This is a genomic window from Actinoallomurus iriomotensis (genome assembly GCF_030269445.1).
Lineage (GTDB): Bacteria > Actinomycetota > Actinomycetes > Streptosporangiales > Streptosporangiaceae > Actinoallomurus > Actinoallomurus iriomotensis.
On record NZ_BSTJ01000007.1, the window covers coordinates 202,177 to 219,058 of the forward strand.

The window sequence follows — 16,882 nt, forward strand, 5'->3', positions numbered from 1 at the left end:
GGGGCATGACAACGACAAAGTTGCCTTAGGCGTCAATCAATCGTGTCCAAATTGATCATGCGCCGGATGGCGTTCCTTGTCGCACTGCCGATCCTCGCCACGGGCTGTGGTGGCTCGTCCTCCGGCGACTCGAAGGGCGAGAGCACCGGCGCCCCGACGTCTCCGGCCGCGACCCGGCCCGCGGCGGCCGGCGCCGGCACGACCGGCTACACGACGCCCATGCAGATCGCCCAGAAGATCAAGAAGGCCGGTCTGGGCTGCGCAAGCCCCAATCCGGCCGAGGTGGCAGGGGGTAAGAAGGTGACCTGCACGGTCAACGGCGAGCAGGTCAACATCGAGGTCTATCCGTCGGAGCAGGTCTTCAAGCAGGTGATGAAGGCCGTCTGTGGCACGGGCGTCAAGATCGCGGCCGTCTCCGACAACCAGCGGTGGGACGTCACGCCGGACACCGCGCGTACCGCCAAGCGCCTGCAGAAGGTGGTCGGGGGGCGGGCGGAGATGCTCTGCGCCCACATCTAGCCGCTGCCGCGCCCGCGTCCGTCAGCGGGTGCGGACGCGCAGGCGGATGTCGGTGCCGCCCGGCCCCGTACGGAGCTGGACCAGGGGGCACAGCATGCGGACGCCCCACAGGCCGAAGCCCGCGCGGACGAACGGGTCCGGCGGCAGGAAGCCCGGCAGGCCCTCCGGCGTCCAGTGACCGCCGTCCGTCACGTCGACCACGACGTCGCCGTTGTCCGCCCACGTGCGGCAGGTGACCGGGGGCAGGCCGTGCCGGATCGCGTTGGTGGCGACCTCCGTCGTCGCGACGAGCAGATCGTGCAGGCGGGCGGAGGAGATGCCGTGGCGCCCGGCGTGGTCACCGATGAAGGCGCGCAGCCGCCGCAGGTCGATGTCGTCGACCGGCATCGCGTACGCGTCCGGGGGAACGGGGGGCAGCGGCCGCCCGTCGATCTCGGCGTACACCGTGGCCGGGTCGGTGTACGCCGCGTTGGCGTGCGGGCCGGAGTCGCCGAGCAGCTCCGGATGGGTGCGCAACGCGCCGTCGAGCACGTCGGCGGCCGTGCCGCGTGCGTCGTACAGGCACAGCACGGACGCGTCGACCTGCGCGAACGCCTGGTTGACGATCGACTCGTAGCGGGTCCACTCGGAGATCTCGGCCGGTGTGCCGCCCTCCCAGCCGGGTTCGGCGAGGACGCGGAGGCGCCGGCCGGGGTTGTGGTCGATGAAGGAGCTGTACGCCGCGATGGTGCGCGTCGGCTGGGCGTACCAGCATGCCGCGTCGCGAAACTCCACGTCGCCGGTGCCGAGGGTCCGGCGCAGCAGGTCGAGCGAGGAGGCGGGCGCGACGGCGAGCACCACCTCGCCGGCGACCAGGCCCTCGTGGAGGAACGGGATCGTGGCGTCGAGGAAGGCCCGCTCGTCGGCGTAGACCATGGCGCGGTGGAGCAGTCTCGTCATGGGCGCGCCCCCGTGCCGATCTTCAGCCAGGGGTGCATCGGCCCGCCGACGAGCTGGACGACCTCGGTGAGGTCGGGTGGCGGCTCGTCGAGGATCAGGCTGCCGCGGCTGGCCATGCGTATCGCCGCGCCGGCCATCATGTTCAGCGCTCCGAGGTCGATGAAGCGCAGGTCGCGAAGGTTGAGATGGATGTCGCCGCCCTGGGCCGTCACGGAGTGCAGGGCTTCGGCGAACACCGTGTGCCGCGCGCCGTCGAGCTCGCCGGTCAATCGCAGGCCACGCGGCGCGAACGTGCGGGTGATGGTGAGGACACCATCGTCGAATTCCGGGTCGGCGCCCACGAGGACCTCATGTGTCTCTTTGAGTGCGGCGAGCTCGTCGCGTGTGCACGAACGCCGGTCGACCTGGCAGATCGCCATCGCGGTGGTGCTGGGAGCGATGGCCGCGTCGACGCCCGCCTCGCAGTCGAGGACGCGTAAGCGGCCGCTGCGCTGCCGGATCGCCCAGGTCATGTCCGCGGTGATGCGAACGCCGCGGAACCGGTCGCGCTCCGCGCGGGCCAGCGCGTCCTCGAACGAGGCGGCCATCCGGCCGGGGTCCAGGACCCCGGCCGTCAGGCAGGTCTCCGAGCGCGGGAGGACGGCGAGCTGGCCGGTGCGCAGGTAGGAGTCGAGGTCGAAGCCGTCGCTCCCGCGTAGGCCGGGAAGCTCGTGCGGGTCGGCGTCGGTCACGTAGATGACCTTGTCCGCCGTGAGGAGTCCGTCGCGCAGGAACGCGCCGATGACGTAGTCCTGCTCCTCCTGGCTGGAGTAGGAGAACCAGGCGTGGTCTCCGGGCAGCATCTGCCCAACGGATCGTTCGGCGAACCAGCTGTCCATGGGCTCCACCCCGACGGCTCCGGCAGGTGCGTTCAGCTTAAGCCCAACGACTCGACGTGTCTTTGACTCGCACTGCCTACGTATGCGGATCGAAGCGGCCGTACCGGCCATGGTGGTACAGGAGTGGCTCTCCCGAATCGCCCAGCTCGGAGCCCACGACGAGGCCGACGACGAGCCAGTGGTCGCCCAGCGCGATGGTGTCGTACGGCTCGCAGACTAGGTGGGCCGTCACCCCGGCCAGAATCGGGACGTCGTACGGGCCGGAGCGCCAGCGCGTCGGAGCCGCGAACCGGTCGATGCCGCGCCCTGCGAACCGCGCCGCCAGCGCCGCCTGGCCGCTCCCGAGCACGTTGACCGCGAAGTACGGCGCCTCGCGCAGGTCCGGCCAGGTGGTCGACTCGCGGTTCACGCAGAACGACACCAGCGGCGGATCGAGGCTGACCGAGGTCAGCGAGGTGGCGGTCATGCCGACCGGTCCCGGACCCGTGACCACGACCACCCCGGCGGCGTGCCGGCCGAGCGCACGGCGGAACCGGGCGGCGTCCACGATCGGGGTCTGACTCACTCGGGTGCCCATACCGACTCCGGTATCCGTAGCGTGGCCGCCCATTCCGCCAGGACCTCCCCGAGGCGTTCCAGGTCCGACTCGACGACCGCGAGGCCCGGGGTGGGCACGGTCGCGCCGAGTTCGACCAGGAGCGGGCGCAGGTGTACCTCGACGGCGAGCGCGTGCCGCGGCGAGCCCATCACGAGCAGCGGCACCGCGGTGACCCCGGCCAGCGAGCGCACCCGGTCGAGGAACGCCTTGAGCAGGCCGGTGTACGTGCCCTTGTACGTCGGGCTCGCCACCACCAGGAGCCCGGCCGTGCTGACGCGCTCGACCGCGTCCTCGACCGCGGCCGAGGGCGTGGGGCCCAGCAGGACCGGGGCGAGCGCGGTCAGGTCGATCACGTCGGGCGTCGCGTCCGGCGCGAGGGCGCGGGCCGCCCGCACGGCGACCGTGTGCGTACGCGACGCCGGGCGCGGGTTGCCGACCAGCGCGACGACGCCCCCGCCGCGCAGGGTCGGTGCCGGGGCGCTCACCTGGCCCCGCCTTCCCGGCCGGGACTCGGAACGCCTGACGCGGCGAGTTCGGATGTTCTCATGCGGCCTCCTTCAGTAGCTTCGGCAGCACGCCCTCGCCGAACCAGTACGCCTCCTCCAGGTGCGGGTACCCGGACAGGATGAACTCCTCCAACCCGAGTGAGGCGTACTCCGCGATGCGTTCGGCCACCTGCGCGTGGCTGCCGACGAGCGCGGTGCCCGCGCCCCCGCGTACCAGGCCGACGCCGGCCCACAGGTTCGGGTAGATCTCCAGGTCGTGGACGGAGCCGCCGGACCGGTACTCCTCGTGCAGCGCGCGCATCCGCGCCTGGCCGACCGACTCGCTGCGCGCCAGGCCGCTCTGGGCGGCGGCGATCTCGGCCGGGTCGAGGTCGTCCAGCAGCCGCTCGGCGGTCCGCCACGCCTCCTTGGCCGAGTCGCGGGTCACGACGTGCAGCCGGATGCCGAAGCGGATCTCACGGCCCTCGCGCTCGGCGAGCTCGCGGACCCACTCGATCTTGCGTTTCACCTGGGCGGGCGGCTCACCCCAGGTCAGGTAGACGTCCACGTGCTTGGCGGCCACCGGTCCGGCCGCCGCCGAGGACCCGCCGAAGTACAGCCGGGGCCGCGGGTCCGGTGGCGTGGAGACCGTCGCGCCCTCCACCTGGTAGTGGTCGCCGCTGAAGTCGTACGGCCGTCCGCTCCACGCGCCGCGCAGGATGGACAGGAACTCATCCGTGCGGGCGTACCGCTCGTCGTGGGAGAGATGGTCGCCGAAGCGCGCCTGCTCGGCCGTCTCACCGCCGGTGACGATGTTGAGCAGCAGCCGCCCGCGCGACAGGCGCTGGTAGGTCGCCGCCATCTGCGCGGCGAGCGTGGGCGACAGCGCGCCGGGGCGGAAGGCCACGAGGAACTTCAGGCGTTCGGTCTCCCGGGTGAGCGCGGCCGTGGTCAGCCAGGCGTCCTCGCACTGTGTGCCGGTGGGCGTGAGCACGCCCTCGAAGCCGAGCTGCTCGGCCGAGCGGGCGATCTGCGCGAGGTACTCGATGTCCGGCGGCCGCTGCACCCCGCGCCGGGCGGCGCCGTGCCCGCCGCCGACGAGGTTGCGCCCGTCCCCACTCGTCGGCAGGAACCAGTGAAAGGTGGTCATGAGCCCTCCTTCGTCGGGGGTGAGACCAGGTCGCCGTGCTTGCCGATTCCCTCGCTTCGCTCGGTCATGAGGATCCTTTGGGAACGATGTCGTTGAAGCGCCGGTCGACGAAGTCGGCGATCTTCAACCGGCCGGGGATGAGCTTGGCGTCGGAGAAGGCGTCGGCGAGCGGCTGCTCGCCGGCGATCACGGTGTCGTCGACCGGCACGGGCTTGGTGATCCGCCGGTGCGCGGCGACCTTGGTGACCGCCAGGGGCAGGCCGATCTGCGCCGACCACGTTCTGGCCCACTCGTCGGGGTGGTTCGACGCCCAGAGGGTGGCGCGCTCCAGGCGGCTCAGGTAGTCGCGGATCGCCGCGACCTTGGCCTTGTCCTTCAGCGCCTTGGCGGCCGCGACGTTGAAGTTGTAGTTGGTGCCGAACCCGTTGCCCCACACCAGGATGCGGGCGCCGGTCTGGGCCTGGGCCTGCGCAGTGTAGGGGTCCCAGATGGACCAGGCGTCGACCTTGCCGCCGCTGAACGCCGAGAGGGCGTCGGCGGGCTGGAGGTACTCCGGCCGGATGTCGCCGAAGCCGATGCCGGCCTTCTTCAGCACGCCGAGCAGGAGCGCGTGCGCGGAGCTGCCCTTGGCCAGTGCGACCTTCTTGCCCCTGAGGTCCGCGATGGTGCGGATCGGGGAGTGCCGGGGGACCAGGATCGCCTGCGCCTGGGGGTTCTGGGACCCCGCCGCGACGATCTTGATCTTGGATCCGGCCGCGGCGGCGAAGATCGGCGGGGTGTTGCCGACGGCGCCGATGTCGATGGCGCCCGCGTTGACGGCCTCCAGCAGCGGCGGACCGGACGTGAACTGCGACCAGGTGATCCGGTACTTCACGCCGGTGAGCCCGCCGGCGGCCTGGAGCAGCGCCTGGGAACCGGCCTTCTGGTCGCCGACGCGCAGCGTCACCTTGCTCAGGTCGACCGAGCCGTCCTTGCGGATCGCCGCGGTGTCCGCGCCGTCCGTACCGCCGCAGCCCGCGAGGAGGACGAGCGCGCCGAGCAGAGGGAGGAGCCTCCTCATCGGGTCCCCTCCTCGACGCCGAGTTCTCCGAGCAGCCGGTCGCGCAGAGCGGTCAGGTCGGTGATCCGGCGTGGCCGCTCGGCCTCGATCCGCGACTCGTGCGCGATGCGTCCCTCGCCGAGCACGAGGACCCGGTCGGCCAGGAGCAGCGCCTCGTCGACGTCGTGGGTGACGAGTAGCACGCTGGTGTCGCGCGCATGGTGGTCCCACAGGTCGAGGACGAGCCGGTGCATGGTGATGCGGGTCAGGGCGTCCAACGCGCTGAACGGCTCGTCGAGCAGCAGCAGCCCGGGCTCGCGTACGAGGGCGCGGGCCAGCGAGGCGCGCTGGGCCTCGCCGCCGGACAGGGTGAGCGGCCACGCGTCGGCGCGCGCGGTGAGGCCGACCTCCCGCAGCGCGTCGCGCGCCCGCTCCCGCCCGCCGGGCGGCAGGCCGAGGGCGACGTTGTCGATCACCCGTTTCCACGGCAGGAGCCGTGGCTCCTGGAAGGCCACCGCGACGGTGCCGTCGACGGCGAGCTCGCCGGTGGTGTCCCGGTCGAGGCCGGCCAGCGCGCGCAGCAGCGTCGACTTGCCCGAACCGCTGCGGCCGAGCAGCGCGACGAACTCCCCGCGCTCGATGTCCAGGTCGAGCCGGTCGAGGACGGTGCGGTCGCCGAAGGCCCGGCTGAGCCCGCGGATCCGCGCGGTGTGCTCGGGTGCTACGCGGGTTGGAAGGCGCGTCGCCATGCCAGTGCCCTCCTCTCGATGAGTCGTACGACGGCGTCGGTGATCAGCCCGAGAGCGCTGTAGACCACCAGCCCGACGACGATCACGTCGGTCCGCATGAACTCGCGGGCGTCGTTGATCATGTAGCCGAGGCCCGCGTCGGCGTTGACCTGCTCGGCGACGATCAGCGCGAGCCAGGCGACGCCGAGGCTCTGCCGCAGCCCGACGAGCGTCTGGGGGAGCGCGCCCGGCAGGATGACGTGCCGGATGAGCGCCGTGCGGCCGAGCCGCAGTGTCCGCCCCGCCTCGATGAGCCCGCCGTCGACGCCCCTGATGCCGGCGTAGGTGTTGAGGTAGAGCGGAAAGGCGACGCCGAGCGCGACGAGCGCGACCTTGGGCGTCTCGCCGATCCCGAACCAGAGGATGAACAGCGGGATGAGCCCGTAGAACGGCAGCGCCCGCAGCATCTGCATGGGCGGGTCGATGGCGTTCTCTCCGACCCGGCTGAGGCCGGCGGCCAGAGCCAGCACGACCGCGGCCACCGCCCCGATCACGAAGCCTTCGACGACTCGCTGGAGCGAGACCCCGATCGCGTTCGGCAGGGTGCCGTCGGCGGTCAGGTCGACCGCCGTACCGGCGATCTTCACGGGTGCGGCGATGAGACGTTCGGGGAGCAGGCCGGAGGAACTGGCGGCCTGCCAGAGGAGGAGAAGGACGATCGGGCTGATGAGCCGTTGGAGGCCGGTCGCCCGCGGGACGCGGGCGCGGGTTCGGGCAGCCTGCCGGGCCGCCCCGAGATCAAGGGCAGGTGAGGACATGAGAGACAAGACCCTTTGAGCGTGAGTTGTGCGGAGCAGGAGTGGCGCTCCGGAAGCCGAGGTTCGTTGGCTGCGGGGATCAGGTGGTCGGCGCACAGAGCGCGCTGGCCTGCCGCCGGAGGTCGACGTGCGGGCGCGTCACGAGGAGCTGACCTGTACTCACGCGCCCATCGTGAGCGACGTATTCGACAAAGTCAACCGGTAATATCGGGAATATCGCCCGCTGGATACGATCGACCCCATGGCAGTGGTGGCGGTCGTGACCGGGGCGGCGAGCGGTATCGGACGGGCGACGGCGCTGGCTCTGGGCGCGCGCGGACTCACCGTGATCTGCGCCGACGTGGACGAGGAGCGCGCGGGCGAGGTGGGCGTGCCGTACCGGGTCGACGTGAGCGACGCACCGGCGATGGAGCGGTTCGCGGAGTGGGTGCGCGCCGAGCACGGCGCGCCGGCCGTCCTGGTCAACAACGCGGGCATCGGCATCGGCGGTTCGTTCTTCGACCACACGGTGGCGGACTGGCGGCGGATCGTCGACGTCAACCTCATGGGCGTCGTGCACGGCTGCCTGTTCTTCGGTCCGCAACTGCTCGAACGCGGGCGCGGGCACATCGTCAACGTCGCCTCGGCCGCGGCGTACACACCGACCCGGACCCTGCCGGCGTACGGCGCCACGAAGGCGGGCGTGCTGATGCTGACCGAGAGCCTGCGCGCGGAGCTGTCCGGCACGGGCGTCGGGGTCAGCGCGGTGTGCCCGGGATTCATCGCGACCGGCATCTACCGGGCGGCCCGGTACGCCGGCGTGGACCCCGCGGAGGGGACGCGCCGGGGAGAGCTCGCCGAGCGCCTCGCGGGCCGCTGGGCGCCGGGCCCGGAGACCGTCGCGAGGGCGATCGTGCGCGCCATCGAGCACGACCGCCCCCTGGTGCCGGTCACCGCGGGCGCGTGGGGTGCCTACGCCCTGGCCCGCCTGTCACCCGCGACGATGCGACGCCTGGCCCGCCTGGGCGGCGACGATCCGTTCCTCCTGGTGGAGCGTTTCGCCGGGCGGTTCTTCCGTAAGAACACGTAGCCGATGGCGGCGGGCGCGCCGTCGCGCGCCCGCCGTCAGCGCACCGTCAGGAGGAGGGGACGGTGCCGATCCTGTCGACCCAGCCCTGGCGTTCGAAGGCCAGGTACTCGCCGGTGGCTCTCCGGGCGGCCTGGGGCAGCTGCTCGAAGTCGAGGAGCTGAGCGGTCGCCGGGTCCACCACGAGCCGCACGCCCGTGCCCCGGGCGGTGATCCCCACCCCGGACCGGCCCTCACGGTCGCGGATGCGTCCGGTGACGTGGACGGACGAGGAGTCCGCGAGGATCCGGTAGAGGGCCGCGCGGGTGCCGGGGGTGGTCGGGGCCATGAACAGGTCCCAGGCGCTCACGAAGACGTACTGGCCGAAGTCGGCGGTCGCGGTGTAGCCGTTCGCGCCGCCCACGCGGTCCTCCTGCCACAGCCTCCGCAGGTAGGCCTCCAGGCCGCTCTTGGTCGCCGGCAGCTTCGGCACGGTCCTCCACTCGATCTCGTGGGAGCCGATGTCGGGGTTCACCAGATGCGAGCCCTTGTCGTACGTGACCGTGTGCGGCTTGGTGGCCGTCGTGCCGCCGTTGACGTCGAGTGGCGGGGAGCCCGCCGCCTTCCAGGCCGCCTCGTCCCTCTTGGCGGGGAAGGTGACCTGGACGTCCAATGGCAGGTGCGTACGGAACCGCATGCCGGTCCCGCCCGGCAGCGTGCAGCTCCAGTTCTCGGTGCTGCTCGCGGTCCGCGCCTGGAACGCGGGGCCCTGGCCCTTGGGCGTCGGGAGCCCCGGGCCGGACTTGGCGGGCCCCTGGTCCTGCCACATGCGGGTCCGGGAGTACCAGCAGGTCCCGTGGGTGGCGGGCTGCTTGGCGGCCGTCTCCGCACTGGCCAGCAGGAACGTACGGGTATCGGTCGTGCTGCTCGGTCCGGTGCCGCCGTCGTGACCGCCGGACAGCGAGCCCGCGGCCAGCACCGCCCCGGCCGCCACCACCGCGGTCACGCCGATCGCGAAGGCCGGCCGCCGGACCGTTCGCCGCCTCCGTACCGGATCCGGGCTCGGGACGGACGTGCCGGCGCGCGTACGGACCAGCGCCGCGTCGGGGCGTCGTGCGTAGGCGGCGTCGGCGAGTTCGTCGACCATCGCGGGCCGCAGGGCGTGGATCACGCCGTCGAGTTCGTCGTGCTTCACGGCTTCTCCTGAATGACTCGGGGGCGCGGAGCAGGTGCCTCCGTGCCGGGGTCGTGGGACGCGTCGAGCGCCCTGGCCAGCCGGCGGCGGCCACGGTGCAGCCGGACGGTGAAGGCGGTGCGGGAACAGCCGGCGACCCGGGCCGCATCGGCGGGCTCGAGCCCGTGCCAGGCGGTCAGTGTGACCGCCTCGGCCTCCTTGGGTGACAGCGCCCGCAGGGCGGCGAGCGCCTGGTCGCGGGCCACGACGTGGTCGGCGGCGTCCCAGGCGAGCCGGTCGGCGTCGGTGGTCAGGCCGGCCAGCCGGTCGACCAGGTCGCGCTCGTGGCCGGCCGCGCCGTGCGACCGGCGGGCGAGGTTCTTCGCCACGCCCAGCAGCCACGGCAGCGCCCGCTCGGGCACCTCGTCGATCTTCCGCCACGCGATCGTGAACACCTCGCCGGTCACGTCTTCGGCGGCCTGGGGCGCGACTCGCAGCACGACGTAGCCGAAGACGTTGCGGTAGTACGTCTCGTAGAGGCGAGTGAATCGGGCCTCTCGCTCGTCCACGCCACCTCCTCTCTTCTCGGGGGCGATACGTCGAGAAGTCGCCGTACGCGCCACCGGATTACGTCGGCGGCCGAGGATTCTGCCCTAGCCGGGGACCGGTCCTCGCGCTGGGGCCGGGCGGTTTCCGCTTCCGGCCAGAGCCGTTGACCTCACGCCTGACTGGGTTAGTTTCGGCTTGCTGGACGGCTTTGCGGCTATATGACCGTGACGCGGTATTCCGCGTTCGGGATAGAGACCATTCCCGTACAGGAGGTCGGATTTGAACCCCCGCCGAAGACTCGCCGTCGTCCTCACGGTCATCCTCACAACGGCCCTTACTCTGTCCTCCGTCTCCACCGCCGGCGCCGCCACGAGCTCGTCGAAGCTCAGCGTCGGATTCGGGTGTGCCTCGGCGACGGGCGCCGGGCGGCTGCACTGCTTCGGACGCATCCGGGCGCACCGCGCGAGCAACGGGAAGATCGCTCCGCTGACCGTCACCAGCCCGACCGGCCTGCTCCCGGCCGACCTGCAGTCGGCGTACAAGGTGGCCGGCCTGAACGGCGCCGGCCGTACGGTCGCGATCGTGGACGCGCAGGACGACCCGAACGCCGAGGCCGACCTGGCCCACTACCGCTCCCAGCTCGGGCTGCCCGCCTGCACGACCGCGAACGGCTGCTTCAAGAAGGTCAACCAGAACGGCCAGGCCTCGCCGCTGCCCACCGCCGACTACGGCTGGGCGGAGGAGATCAGCCTCGACCTGGACATGGTCTCGGCGATCTGCCCCAGCTGCCACATCCTGCTGGTCGAGGCCGACGAGCCGACCGACGCGTCGCTCGGCACCGCCGTGGACACCGCCGCCGCCACGAGCGGCGTCGTGGCCATCTCCAACAGCTACGGCGGCGCGGAGGACTCGTCGATCCTCGCCGCGGACGCGCACTTCAACCACCCCGGCATCGCGGTGACGGCGAGCTCCGGTGACTCCGGCTACGGCGTCAGCTGGCCCGCCTCGTCGCAGTACGTCACCGCCGTGGGCGGCACGACCCTCAAGAAGGCGAGCAACGCGCGCGGCTGGACCGAGACGGCGTGGTCGGGCGCCGGGTCGGGCTGCTCGGCGTACGAGCCCAAGCCGTCGTGGCAGCACGACACCGCCTGCGCCAAGCGCACGGTCGCCGACGTCTCGGCGGTCGCCGACCCGTCCACGGGCGTCGGCGTCTACGACACCTACAACAGCTGCGGGACCAGCTCCTTCTGCGACCTGCTGATCTCACTCGGCCTCGCTCAGGGCCTGGACGGCTGGGCCGCCGTCGGTGGCACGAGCGCGTCGTCACCGATCATCGCGAGCGTGTACGCGCTGGCGGGCAACACCGGGTCGACGACGTACGGGTCCTACCCGTACGCGCACACCTCGGCGCTGTTCGACGTCACGTCCGGCTCGAACGGAAGCTGCGGCGGCACCTACCTGTGCACCGCCGGAACCGGCTACGACGGGCCCACCGGACTCGGCACGCCGAACGGGACCGGAGGCTTCTGACGCAGGGCTTCACCCGGCCGTACGCGGCTCTCTCCGGAGCGCCGCGTACGGCCGTTCGCTCTTGTGCGAGCTTCACGGCTTGGACGGAATCGAGTCTGTCGATCGCGTCGTTCTGGTAAGTGCGCGCCACGTGTTCGACGACAAGGCGCTGCATCGGCAGTAGCCAGGTCTGGCCCGCCGAATGGGCCCTCAGACTTCTGACACAGGGCTTGACCAGGCCGTACGTAGCCATCTCCGGAGTCTCCCGTGCGGCCGCCCACCCTGGGCCTGGAAGATGTTGACAGCACTTATTGGCAATTTGTCCCTGTCGCAGTTGATAAGGCGCGTGTAAAGATCGTCACGTCGTACCCCCCGCTCGCTCTTAGTTAGGAGAGCACATGCGACGACGCCTCACCGGGACCGTTCTGGGCGGACTGATCCTCGCCCTCGTCCCCTTCCTCACCGTGCCGGCCCAGGCGGCCGTGCCGTTCCACCATGCGTGCGCCACCGTGCACAAGGGACGGGCGAGCTGCACGGCACTCGTCCGCAGCGACATCGCCATGAGCGCGAAGTCGCTGCGGAAGAAGGCCGCCGCCCCGTCCGGGCTCGCCCCGGCCGACCTGCAGGGCGCGTACAAGCTGCCGTCGTCGACCGCTGGCTCCGGCCAGACGGTCGCGATCGTGGACGCCTATGACGCTCCGACCGCAGAGGCCGACCTGGGCGTCTACCGGAGCCAGTACGGGCTGCCGGCGTGCACGACCGCGAACGGCTGCTTCAAGAAGGTCGACCAGAAGGGCGGAACGTCCTACCCGAAGAAGGACGGCGGCTGGGCGCAGGAGATCTCCCTGGACCTCGACATGGTCTCCGCGGTCTGCCCGAACTGCAAGATCGTCCTGGTGGAGGCGGACTCCCCGTCCTTCGCCGACCTCGGCGCGGCGGTGGACACGGCCGCCGGGCTCGCGAACGTCGTCAGCAACAGTTACGGCGGCTCGGACGCCTCCGACGACGACTACGGCAAGTACTACGACCACGACGGCGTCGCCATGACGGTCAGCTCGGGTGACTCCGGCTACGGCGTGGAGTACCCGGCCTCCTCGAAGTACGTCACGGCGGTCGGCGGCACCTCGCTGAAGACCGCGAGCAACAGCCGCGGCTGGGACGAGACAGTGTGGGACGGCGCGGGCAGCGGCTGCTCGGACCAGAACGCGGCGCTGTCTGCCCAGGCGGACGCCGACACCGGCTGCTCCGGGCGCGCCGTCGCCGATGTCTCCGCGGTGGCCGACCCTGCCACCGGCGTCGCCGTCTACGACAGCACCGCCTACCAGGGGCAGAGCGGCTGGATGGTCTTCGGCGGCACCAGCGTCGCGGCACCGGTCATCGCGGGCGTGTACGGGCTCGCCGGCAACGCCTCCGACGTCGACAACAACACGCCGTACGCGCACAAGGACGCACTGTTCGACGTGACGTCCGGTTCCAACGGCGCCTGCCCGACCGCGCAGCTCTGCACCGCGCGGACCGGCTGGGACGGCCCGACCGGTCTCGGCACGCCGAACGGCGTCGGGGCCTTCTGAGTGAGCGGGCCCGGCGCATCGGCGCCGGGCCCGTTCCGCCCGTATCGGGACCGGTCCCGTGACCGTTCGGCGAACATCGGTGCCGTCGCCCACGGTTCACGGAGGATCGAGATGATCGCGATACGGAATCGGATCACGCTGTTGAGCGTGGCCGCCCTGGCATTGACCGGCTGCGCAGGAGCCGGCGGCTCCGCGTCGTCGTCGCCCGGCCGTTCCACTCCCGCCGGCTCCGGGAGATCGGCGGCGCCTGGACCGCACACGCTGGTCTTCTCGGTCACCGGGAAGGGCCACGTGGCGTCGATCACCTATGTCATCGATGGCAGGAAGGCCACGGAACGTTCGGTGGAGCTGCCCTGGCGCAAGACCGTGCAGGTGCCGCCGCGCGCGGGCGGCCACACCTGGGATCTGAGGACGCACCACGCGCGCGGAACGTCCACCGCCGTCGTGTACGTGGACGGTGCCGCCTACGGCGGCGGGACGTGCAGCGGAGCCGACTGCGAAGGCGGCAGCTCCGGCTCGATCGCCGGCTGAACCGGCGAGCGTACGGACTGCCGCCTCACCCGGCCGGGCGGGTGAGGCGAAGGCGGTCGCGGGTGGACTCGTCCCGCGGGGGATAGACGGCGACGGCAAGGCCGGCGGCGGACGGGAAGGTCAGCTCGGTCCGGTTGAACGTCAGGTCGCCCGCGACCGGATGCCGGAACCGCAGGACGCGGTCCCTCGGCTCGGCCACCTCGTGCCGTGCCCACATCTCGGCGAACTCCGGACTGGTCTCATGGAGACGGCGGAGGTCCTCCTCCCACGACGGGTCGCCGACGTGCCGGCCGTACGCCTCGCGGAGCCGCGCGACGAGATGCGGGACCTCCCGCTCGTAGTCGGGGAACCACTCGCGCGCCCGCGGCTCGGTGACGCAGCACCACAGAAGGTTCTTGTGGACGCACGGCAGGCTGTGCCAGTCGGCGAACAGGGCGACGTGCGCGGCGTTGGACTCGATGATGTCGAAGCGGCTGTTGGTCAGCGTGGCGGGGATCGGGTCGAGGCCGTGGAGGACGTCGCGCACCACGTCGGAGACCGCGGTCGTGCCGGCTCCGGCGCGCAGCGGAGTGGCCTCGGCGAGGCGGTAGAGGTGCTCGCGCTCGGCGCGGTCGAGCCGCAGCGTGCGGGCCACGGCGTCGAGCACCTGGCCGCTCGCGTTGATCGGGCGGCCCTGCTCGAGCCAGGTGTACCACGTGACGCCGACGCCGGCGAGCATCGCGACCTCCTCGCGCCGCAGCCCCGGTGTGCGGCGGCGAGGTGCCGGCGGCAGGCCGACCTCCTCCGGGCTCAGCCGGGCCCGGCGAGCCTTGAGAAAGCCGGCCAGCTCGACCCGGCGTGGTCGAACGGCGGCGTCGGTCGTCACGGCAGCCCCCTCACCCTGATTTCCCGTTTCCAACGTTAGGGACGGGGTCTGACATTTCCGGGCCGGCCGCCGACGGGCACGCCCTCCTGTGGCCACTGGATGGCGGATAGCCTGACCGGAGGGCGCCGCATCGGGCGCCGGCGGCCGGCCGGCGCCACGGGGTGATCAGGAGGCGCCGTGCAGACATTCCTGCCGTACGCCGGCTTCGCCGCGACCGCGCGGGTCCTCGACCCGCGGCGGCTGGGCAAGCAGCGGGTCGAGGCCCTGCAGGTGCTGCGCGGCCTGACCGTGCCGGACTACGGCTGGCGGCATCACCCGGCGGTGCGGATGTGGACGGGCTGTGAGGAGGCGCTGACGCGCTACGGCCTGGAGATCTGCCGCCAGTGGTGCAGTGCCGGACGGCGTGACACGTGCGCCGCCGCGCTGGTGACGCAACTGCGTACGACGCTGGGCCTCGACGCGCCCCGGAGCCAGACCGAGCTCCGCCGGGCCGGCGCGCTGCCCCGCTGGCTGGGCGACCCGGAGTTCCACCGCAGCCACCAGTCGGCCCTGGTGCGCAAGGACCCGGCCTACTACGGCCCGCTCTTTCCCGGGGTCCCGGCCGACCTGCCGTACGTGTGGCCCGGCGCCTGACCGGCCGTCCTCGCCGGAGGACGTCACGGCTGGACGCCGAGCGCGGCGCAGGCGGCGGCCACGGAGGCCCTGCGCAGGGGTTCGGCCGGCACGTCGGGGAACTGGATGGTGCAGTCCTGGAGTCCGCCCAGGGCCAGCGCGGCCCGGGCGGCCTGCTCCAGCGTCGGGTCGGGGCCGAACAGCAGGGCCGCGAGCCGTTCGCGCCAGGTCAGCACCGTCTCGGTCAGGCCCAGCTCGGTCAGCGTGGTCAGCTCCGTCAGGACGAACACGATGCCGTCGCGGTGCCGGTGGTGGAAGTCGAAGTAGCCCTCCAGCAACGCCCGCGGGTCGACCTCGTCCAGCGCCTCCTGCCCTGAGACGAACGCCTCGCCGTCGTCGATCAGCGGCTGCACGATGCTGCGCACCAGCTCCTCGCGTGAGCCGAAGTGGTAGTACAGCGCGGGTTTGGTGATGCCGAGCCGGTTCGCGATCTCCTGCAGGCTGGTCTTCTGCACGCCCTTCGCGGCGAACAGCTCACGGGCGACCATCTGGATGCGCTGCTTGGTGTCTGAGGGCTTCGGCACGGCTCCCACCCTAGCTTACTTAACGATAGGTAAGCTACGATGCGCTCCTTACCTATCGTTAAGTAAGGAGCGTCATGCGCATCCTCGTCTCCGGCGCCAGCATCACGGGCCCGGTTCTGGCCTACTGGCTGTCCCGGTACGGCTTCACCGTCACGGTGGTCGAGCGCGCGCCCCGCCTGCGCAAGGCGGGCGGCCACGCGGTCGACCTGTTCAGACCCGCCATGGACGTCTCCGAGCGGATGGGCGTGGTGTCCCGGATCGAGGAGATGAGGACCGGCACGGACCGGATGACCGTCGTACGGCGGGGCGCCCGGCGACCGGTGACCCTGGACCTCACGAAGGTCTTCCACGCCACCTCCGACCGGCACGTCGAGATCATGCGCGACGACCTGAGCGAGATCTACCACGACGCCACCCGCGACGACGCCGAGTACGTCTTCGGCGACTCCATCACCTCCATCTCCGCCGACGGTGAGGTGACGTTCGAGAACGGCGCGCCGCGCCGCTTCGACCTCGTGATCGGCGCCGACGGGCTGCACTCCAACGTGCGGCGCCTGGTCTTCGGCGACGAGTCCCGGTTCAGCAGGTTCATCGGCGTGTACCTGGCCGTGATGTCGGTGCCGAACGACCTGCGGCTCGACGGTGAGATGCTCAGCCACATCGACGTCGGCCGCATGGCCGGCGTGTACGGGGCGCGGCACCTCGACGACGCGCGGGCGAGCTTCCTGTTCCGCAGCTCACGCGAGCTCGACTACCACTACCGGGACGTGCCGCGGCAGAAGGAGATTCTGCGCGAGACGTTCGCCGGCATGCACCCCGACGTGGACGGCCGGCTCGCCGAACTCGACCGGACGCCGGCGTTCTACTTCGACTCGATCACCCAGCTGCGCATGGACACCTGGTCCCGGGGACGGGTGACGCTCGCGGGCGACGCCGGCTACTGCCCGGGGCCCGCCGTCGGCGGCAGCACGAGCCTGGCGGTCCTCGGCGCGTACGTGCTGGCCGGCGAGCTGGCCGAGGCGCGAGGCGATCACGAACGCGCGTTCCCCGCCTATGAGCGCGCGATGGCGGAGCTCGTACGGGGCAGCCGCAGGTTCGCCCTGGGCGCCGCCAGGAGCCTCGTGCCGGACTCCCGTCTCGGCCTTTGGGCGCTGACACAGGGCGTACGGCTGGTCTCCGCACTGCCCGCCGGGGTCAGCCGGGCGGCGGCGCGCCTCAACTCCAAGGGCGTGCGCCTGCACGACTCGATGACCGTCAAGGACTACGCGGCCGCGGCGGGCGTCTGACC

Annotated in this window: 20 protein-coding genes; 7 read left to right on the top strand and 13 right to left on the bottom strand. The window is 71.9% G+C overall.

Going from position 1 to position 16,882, the window contains the following annotated elements:
- The first annotated feature begins 66 nt into the window (after nucleotides 1-66).
- Nucleotides 67-519 (top strand): hypothetical protein, encoded by a 453-nt coding sequence (locus QSK37_RS27630; protein WP_285626584.1) that lies wholly within the window; start codon nucleotides 67-69, stop codon nucleotides 517-519.
- Between the two features lie 21 nt (nucleotides 520-540).
- Here QSK37_RS27630 and QSK37_RS27635 read toward each other — a convergent pair whose 3' ends face one another.
- The 9 genes from QSK37_RS27635 to QSK37_RS51820 form a co-directional block, all read right to left on the bottom strand.
- Complete coding sequence (locus QSK37_RS27635) at nucleotides 541-1,458, bottom strand: sensor histidine kinase (RefSeq protein WP_285626587.1); 918 nt, start codon at nucleotides 1,456-1,458, stop codon at nucleotides 541-543.
- The gene (locus tag QSK37_RS27640; RefSeq protein WP_285626588.1) at nucleotides 1,455-2,336 is read right to left on the bottom strand and encodes an MEDS domain-containing protein; all 882 of its coding nucleotides are present in this window, start codon (nucleotides 2,334-2,336) and stop codon (nucleotides 1,455-1,457) included. Before QSK37_RS27640 ends, QSK37_RS27635 begins: the two co-directional genes overlap by 4 nt.
- Before the next feature lie 76 nt (nucleotides 2,337-2,412).
- Nucleotides 2,413-2,913: a flavin reductase family protein gene (locus QSK37_RS27645; RefSeq protein WP_285626591.1), complete on the bottom strand. Its 501-nt coding sequence runs from the start codon at nucleotides 2,911-2,913 to the stop codon at nucleotides 2,413-2,415.
- Nucleotides 2,898-3,419 carry an NAD(P)H-dependent oxidoreductase gene (locus QSK37_RS27650; protein WP_285626593.1) on the bottom strand — a complete coding sequence of 174 codons (522 nt, stop codon included), beginning with the start codon at nucleotides 3,417-3,419 and terminating at the stop codon, nucleotides 2,898-2,900. Before QSK37_RS27650 ends, QSK37_RS27645 begins: the two co-directional genes overlap by 16 nt.
- Nucleotides 3,420-3,477: 58 nt before the next feature.
- Nucleotides 3,478-4,569 (bottom strand): LLM class flavin-dependent oxidoreductase, encoded by a 1,092-nt coding sequence (locus QSK37_RS27655; protein ID WP_285626595.1) that lies wholly within the window; start codon nucleotides 4,567-4,569, stop codon nucleotides 3,478-3,480.
- A gap of 64 nt (nucleotides 4,570-4,633) precedes the next feature.
- Nucleotides 4,634-5,629 (bottom strand): ABC transporter substrate-binding protein, encoded by a 996-nt coding sequence (locus tag QSK37_RS27660; RefSeq protein WP_285626597.1) that lies wholly within the window; start codon nucleotides 5,627-5,629, stop codon nucleotides 4,634-4,636.
- Nucleotides 5,626-6,357 (bottom strand): ABC transporter ATP-binding protein, encoded by a 732-nt coding sequence (locus QSK37_RS27665; protein ID WP_285626600.1) that lies wholly within the window; start codon nucleotides 6,355-6,357, stop codon nucleotides 5,626-5,628. Before QSK37_RS27665 ends, QSK37_RS27660 begins: the two co-directional genes overlap by 4 nt.
- On the bottom strand, nucleotides 6,330-7,154 hold the full coding sequence (locus QSK37_RS27670; protein ID WP_285579812.1) for an ABC transporter permease: 825 nt from the start codon (nucleotides 7,152-7,154) through the stop codon (nucleotides 6,330-6,332). The genes QSK37_RS27665 and QSK37_RS27670 overlap by 28 nt, the downstream gene beginning before the upstream one ends.
- A gap of 79 nt (nucleotides 7,155-7,233) precedes the next feature.
- Nucleotides 7,234-7,317, bottom strand: a complete 84-nt coding sequence (locus QSK37_RS51820) for a putative leader peptide (protein WP_432705611.1) — start codon at nucleotides 7,315-7,317, stop codon at nucleotides 7,234-7,236.
- 78 nt (nucleotides 7,318-7,395) lie between these two features.
- On the opposite strand from QSK37_RS51820, the gene QSK37_RS27675 reads away from it, so the two are divergent.
- Nucleotides 7,396-8,223, top strand: a complete 828-nt coding sequence (locus QSK37_RS27675) for an SDR family NAD(P)-dependent oxidoreductase (protein ID WP_285626603.1) — start codon at nucleotides 7,396-7,398, stop codon at nucleotides 8,221-8,223.
- A gap of 46 nt (nucleotides 8,224-8,269) precedes the next feature.
- On the opposite strand, the gene QSK37_RS27680 is transcribed toward QSK37_RS27675, so the two are convergent.
- A complete protein-coding gene (locus tag QSK37_RS27680; RefSeq protein WP_285626605.1) occupies nucleotides 8,270-9,394 on the bottom strand; it encodes a CU044_5270 family protein in 1,125 nt (374 codons plus the stop codon).
- A complete protein-coding gene (locus QSK37_RS27685; protein WP_285626608.1) occupies nucleotides 9,391-9,942 on the bottom strand; it encodes an RNA polymerase sigma factor in 552 nt (183 codons plus the stop codon). The genes QSK37_RS27680 and QSK37_RS27685 overlap by 4 nt, the downstream gene beginning before the upstream one ends.
- A gap of 259 nt (nucleotides 9,943-10,201) precedes the next feature.
- Here QSK37_RS27685 and QSK37_RS27690 point away from each other — a divergent pair, with 259 nt between their 5' ends.
- From QSK37_RS27690 to QSK37_RS27700, 3 genes are all read left to right on the top strand, one after another.
- Nucleotides 10,202-11,452: a S53 family peptidase gene (locus QSK37_RS27690; protein WP_285626610.1), complete on the top strand. Its 1,251-nt coding sequence runs from the start codon at nucleotides 10,202-10,204 to the stop codon at nucleotides 11,450-11,452.
- A gap of 377 nt (nucleotides 11,453-11,829) precedes the next feature.
- Complete coding sequence (locus QSK37_RS27695; protein ID WP_285626613.1) at nucleotides 11,830-13,002, top strand: S53 family peptidase; 1,173 nt, start codon at nucleotides 11,830-11,832, stop codon at nucleotides 13,000-13,002.
- A 111-nt stretch (nucleotides 13,003-13,113) separates the two neighbouring features.
- Complete coding sequence (locus tag QSK37_RS27700) at nucleotides 13,114-13,533, top strand: hypothetical protein (RefSeq protein WP_285626619.1); 420 nt, start codon at nucleotides 13,114-13,116, stop codon at nucleotides 13,531-13,533.
- A 25-nt stretch (nucleotides 13,534-13,558) separates the two neighbouring features.
- Here QSK37_RS27700 and QSK37_RS27705 read toward each other — a convergent pair whose 3' ends face one another.
- Nucleotides 13,559-14,398, bottom strand: coding sequence for a helix-turn-helix transcriptional regulator (locus tag QSK37_RS27705; RefSeq protein ID WP_285626622.1), 840 nt, complete (start codon nucleotides 14,396-14,398; stop codon nucleotides 13,559-13,561).
- A 177-nt stretch (nucleotides 14,399-14,575) separates the two neighbouring features.
- On the opposite strand from QSK37_RS27705, the gene QSK37_RS27710 reads away from it, so the two are divergent.
- Nucleotides 14,576-15,031: an MSMEG_6728 family protein gene (locus QSK37_RS27710; RefSeq protein ID WP_285626625.1), complete on the top strand. Its 456-nt coding sequence runs from the start codon at nucleotides 14,576-14,578 to the stop codon at nucleotides 15,029-15,031.
- Between the two features lie 23 nt (nucleotides 15,032-15,054).
- Here the strand turns inward: QSK37_RS27710 and QSK37_RS27715 are convergent, their stop codons facing one another.
- The gene (locus QSK37_RS27715) at nucleotides 15,055-15,594 is read right to left on the bottom strand and encodes a TetR/AcrR family transcriptional regulator (protein WP_285626628.1); all 540 of its coding nucleotides are present in this window, start codon (nucleotides 15,592-15,594) and stop codon (nucleotides 15,055-15,057) included.
- 74 nt (nucleotides 15,595-15,668) lie between these two features.
- On the opposite strand from QSK37_RS27715, the gene QSK37_RS27720 reads away from it, so the two are divergent.
- Nucleotides 15,669-16,880, top strand: coding sequence for an FAD-dependent monooxygenase (locus tag QSK37_RS27720; RefSeq protein WP_285626631.1), 1,212 nt, complete (start codon nucleotides 15,669-15,671; stop codon nucleotides 16,878-16,880).
- Nucleotides 16,881-16,882 lie beyond the last annotated feature (2 nt).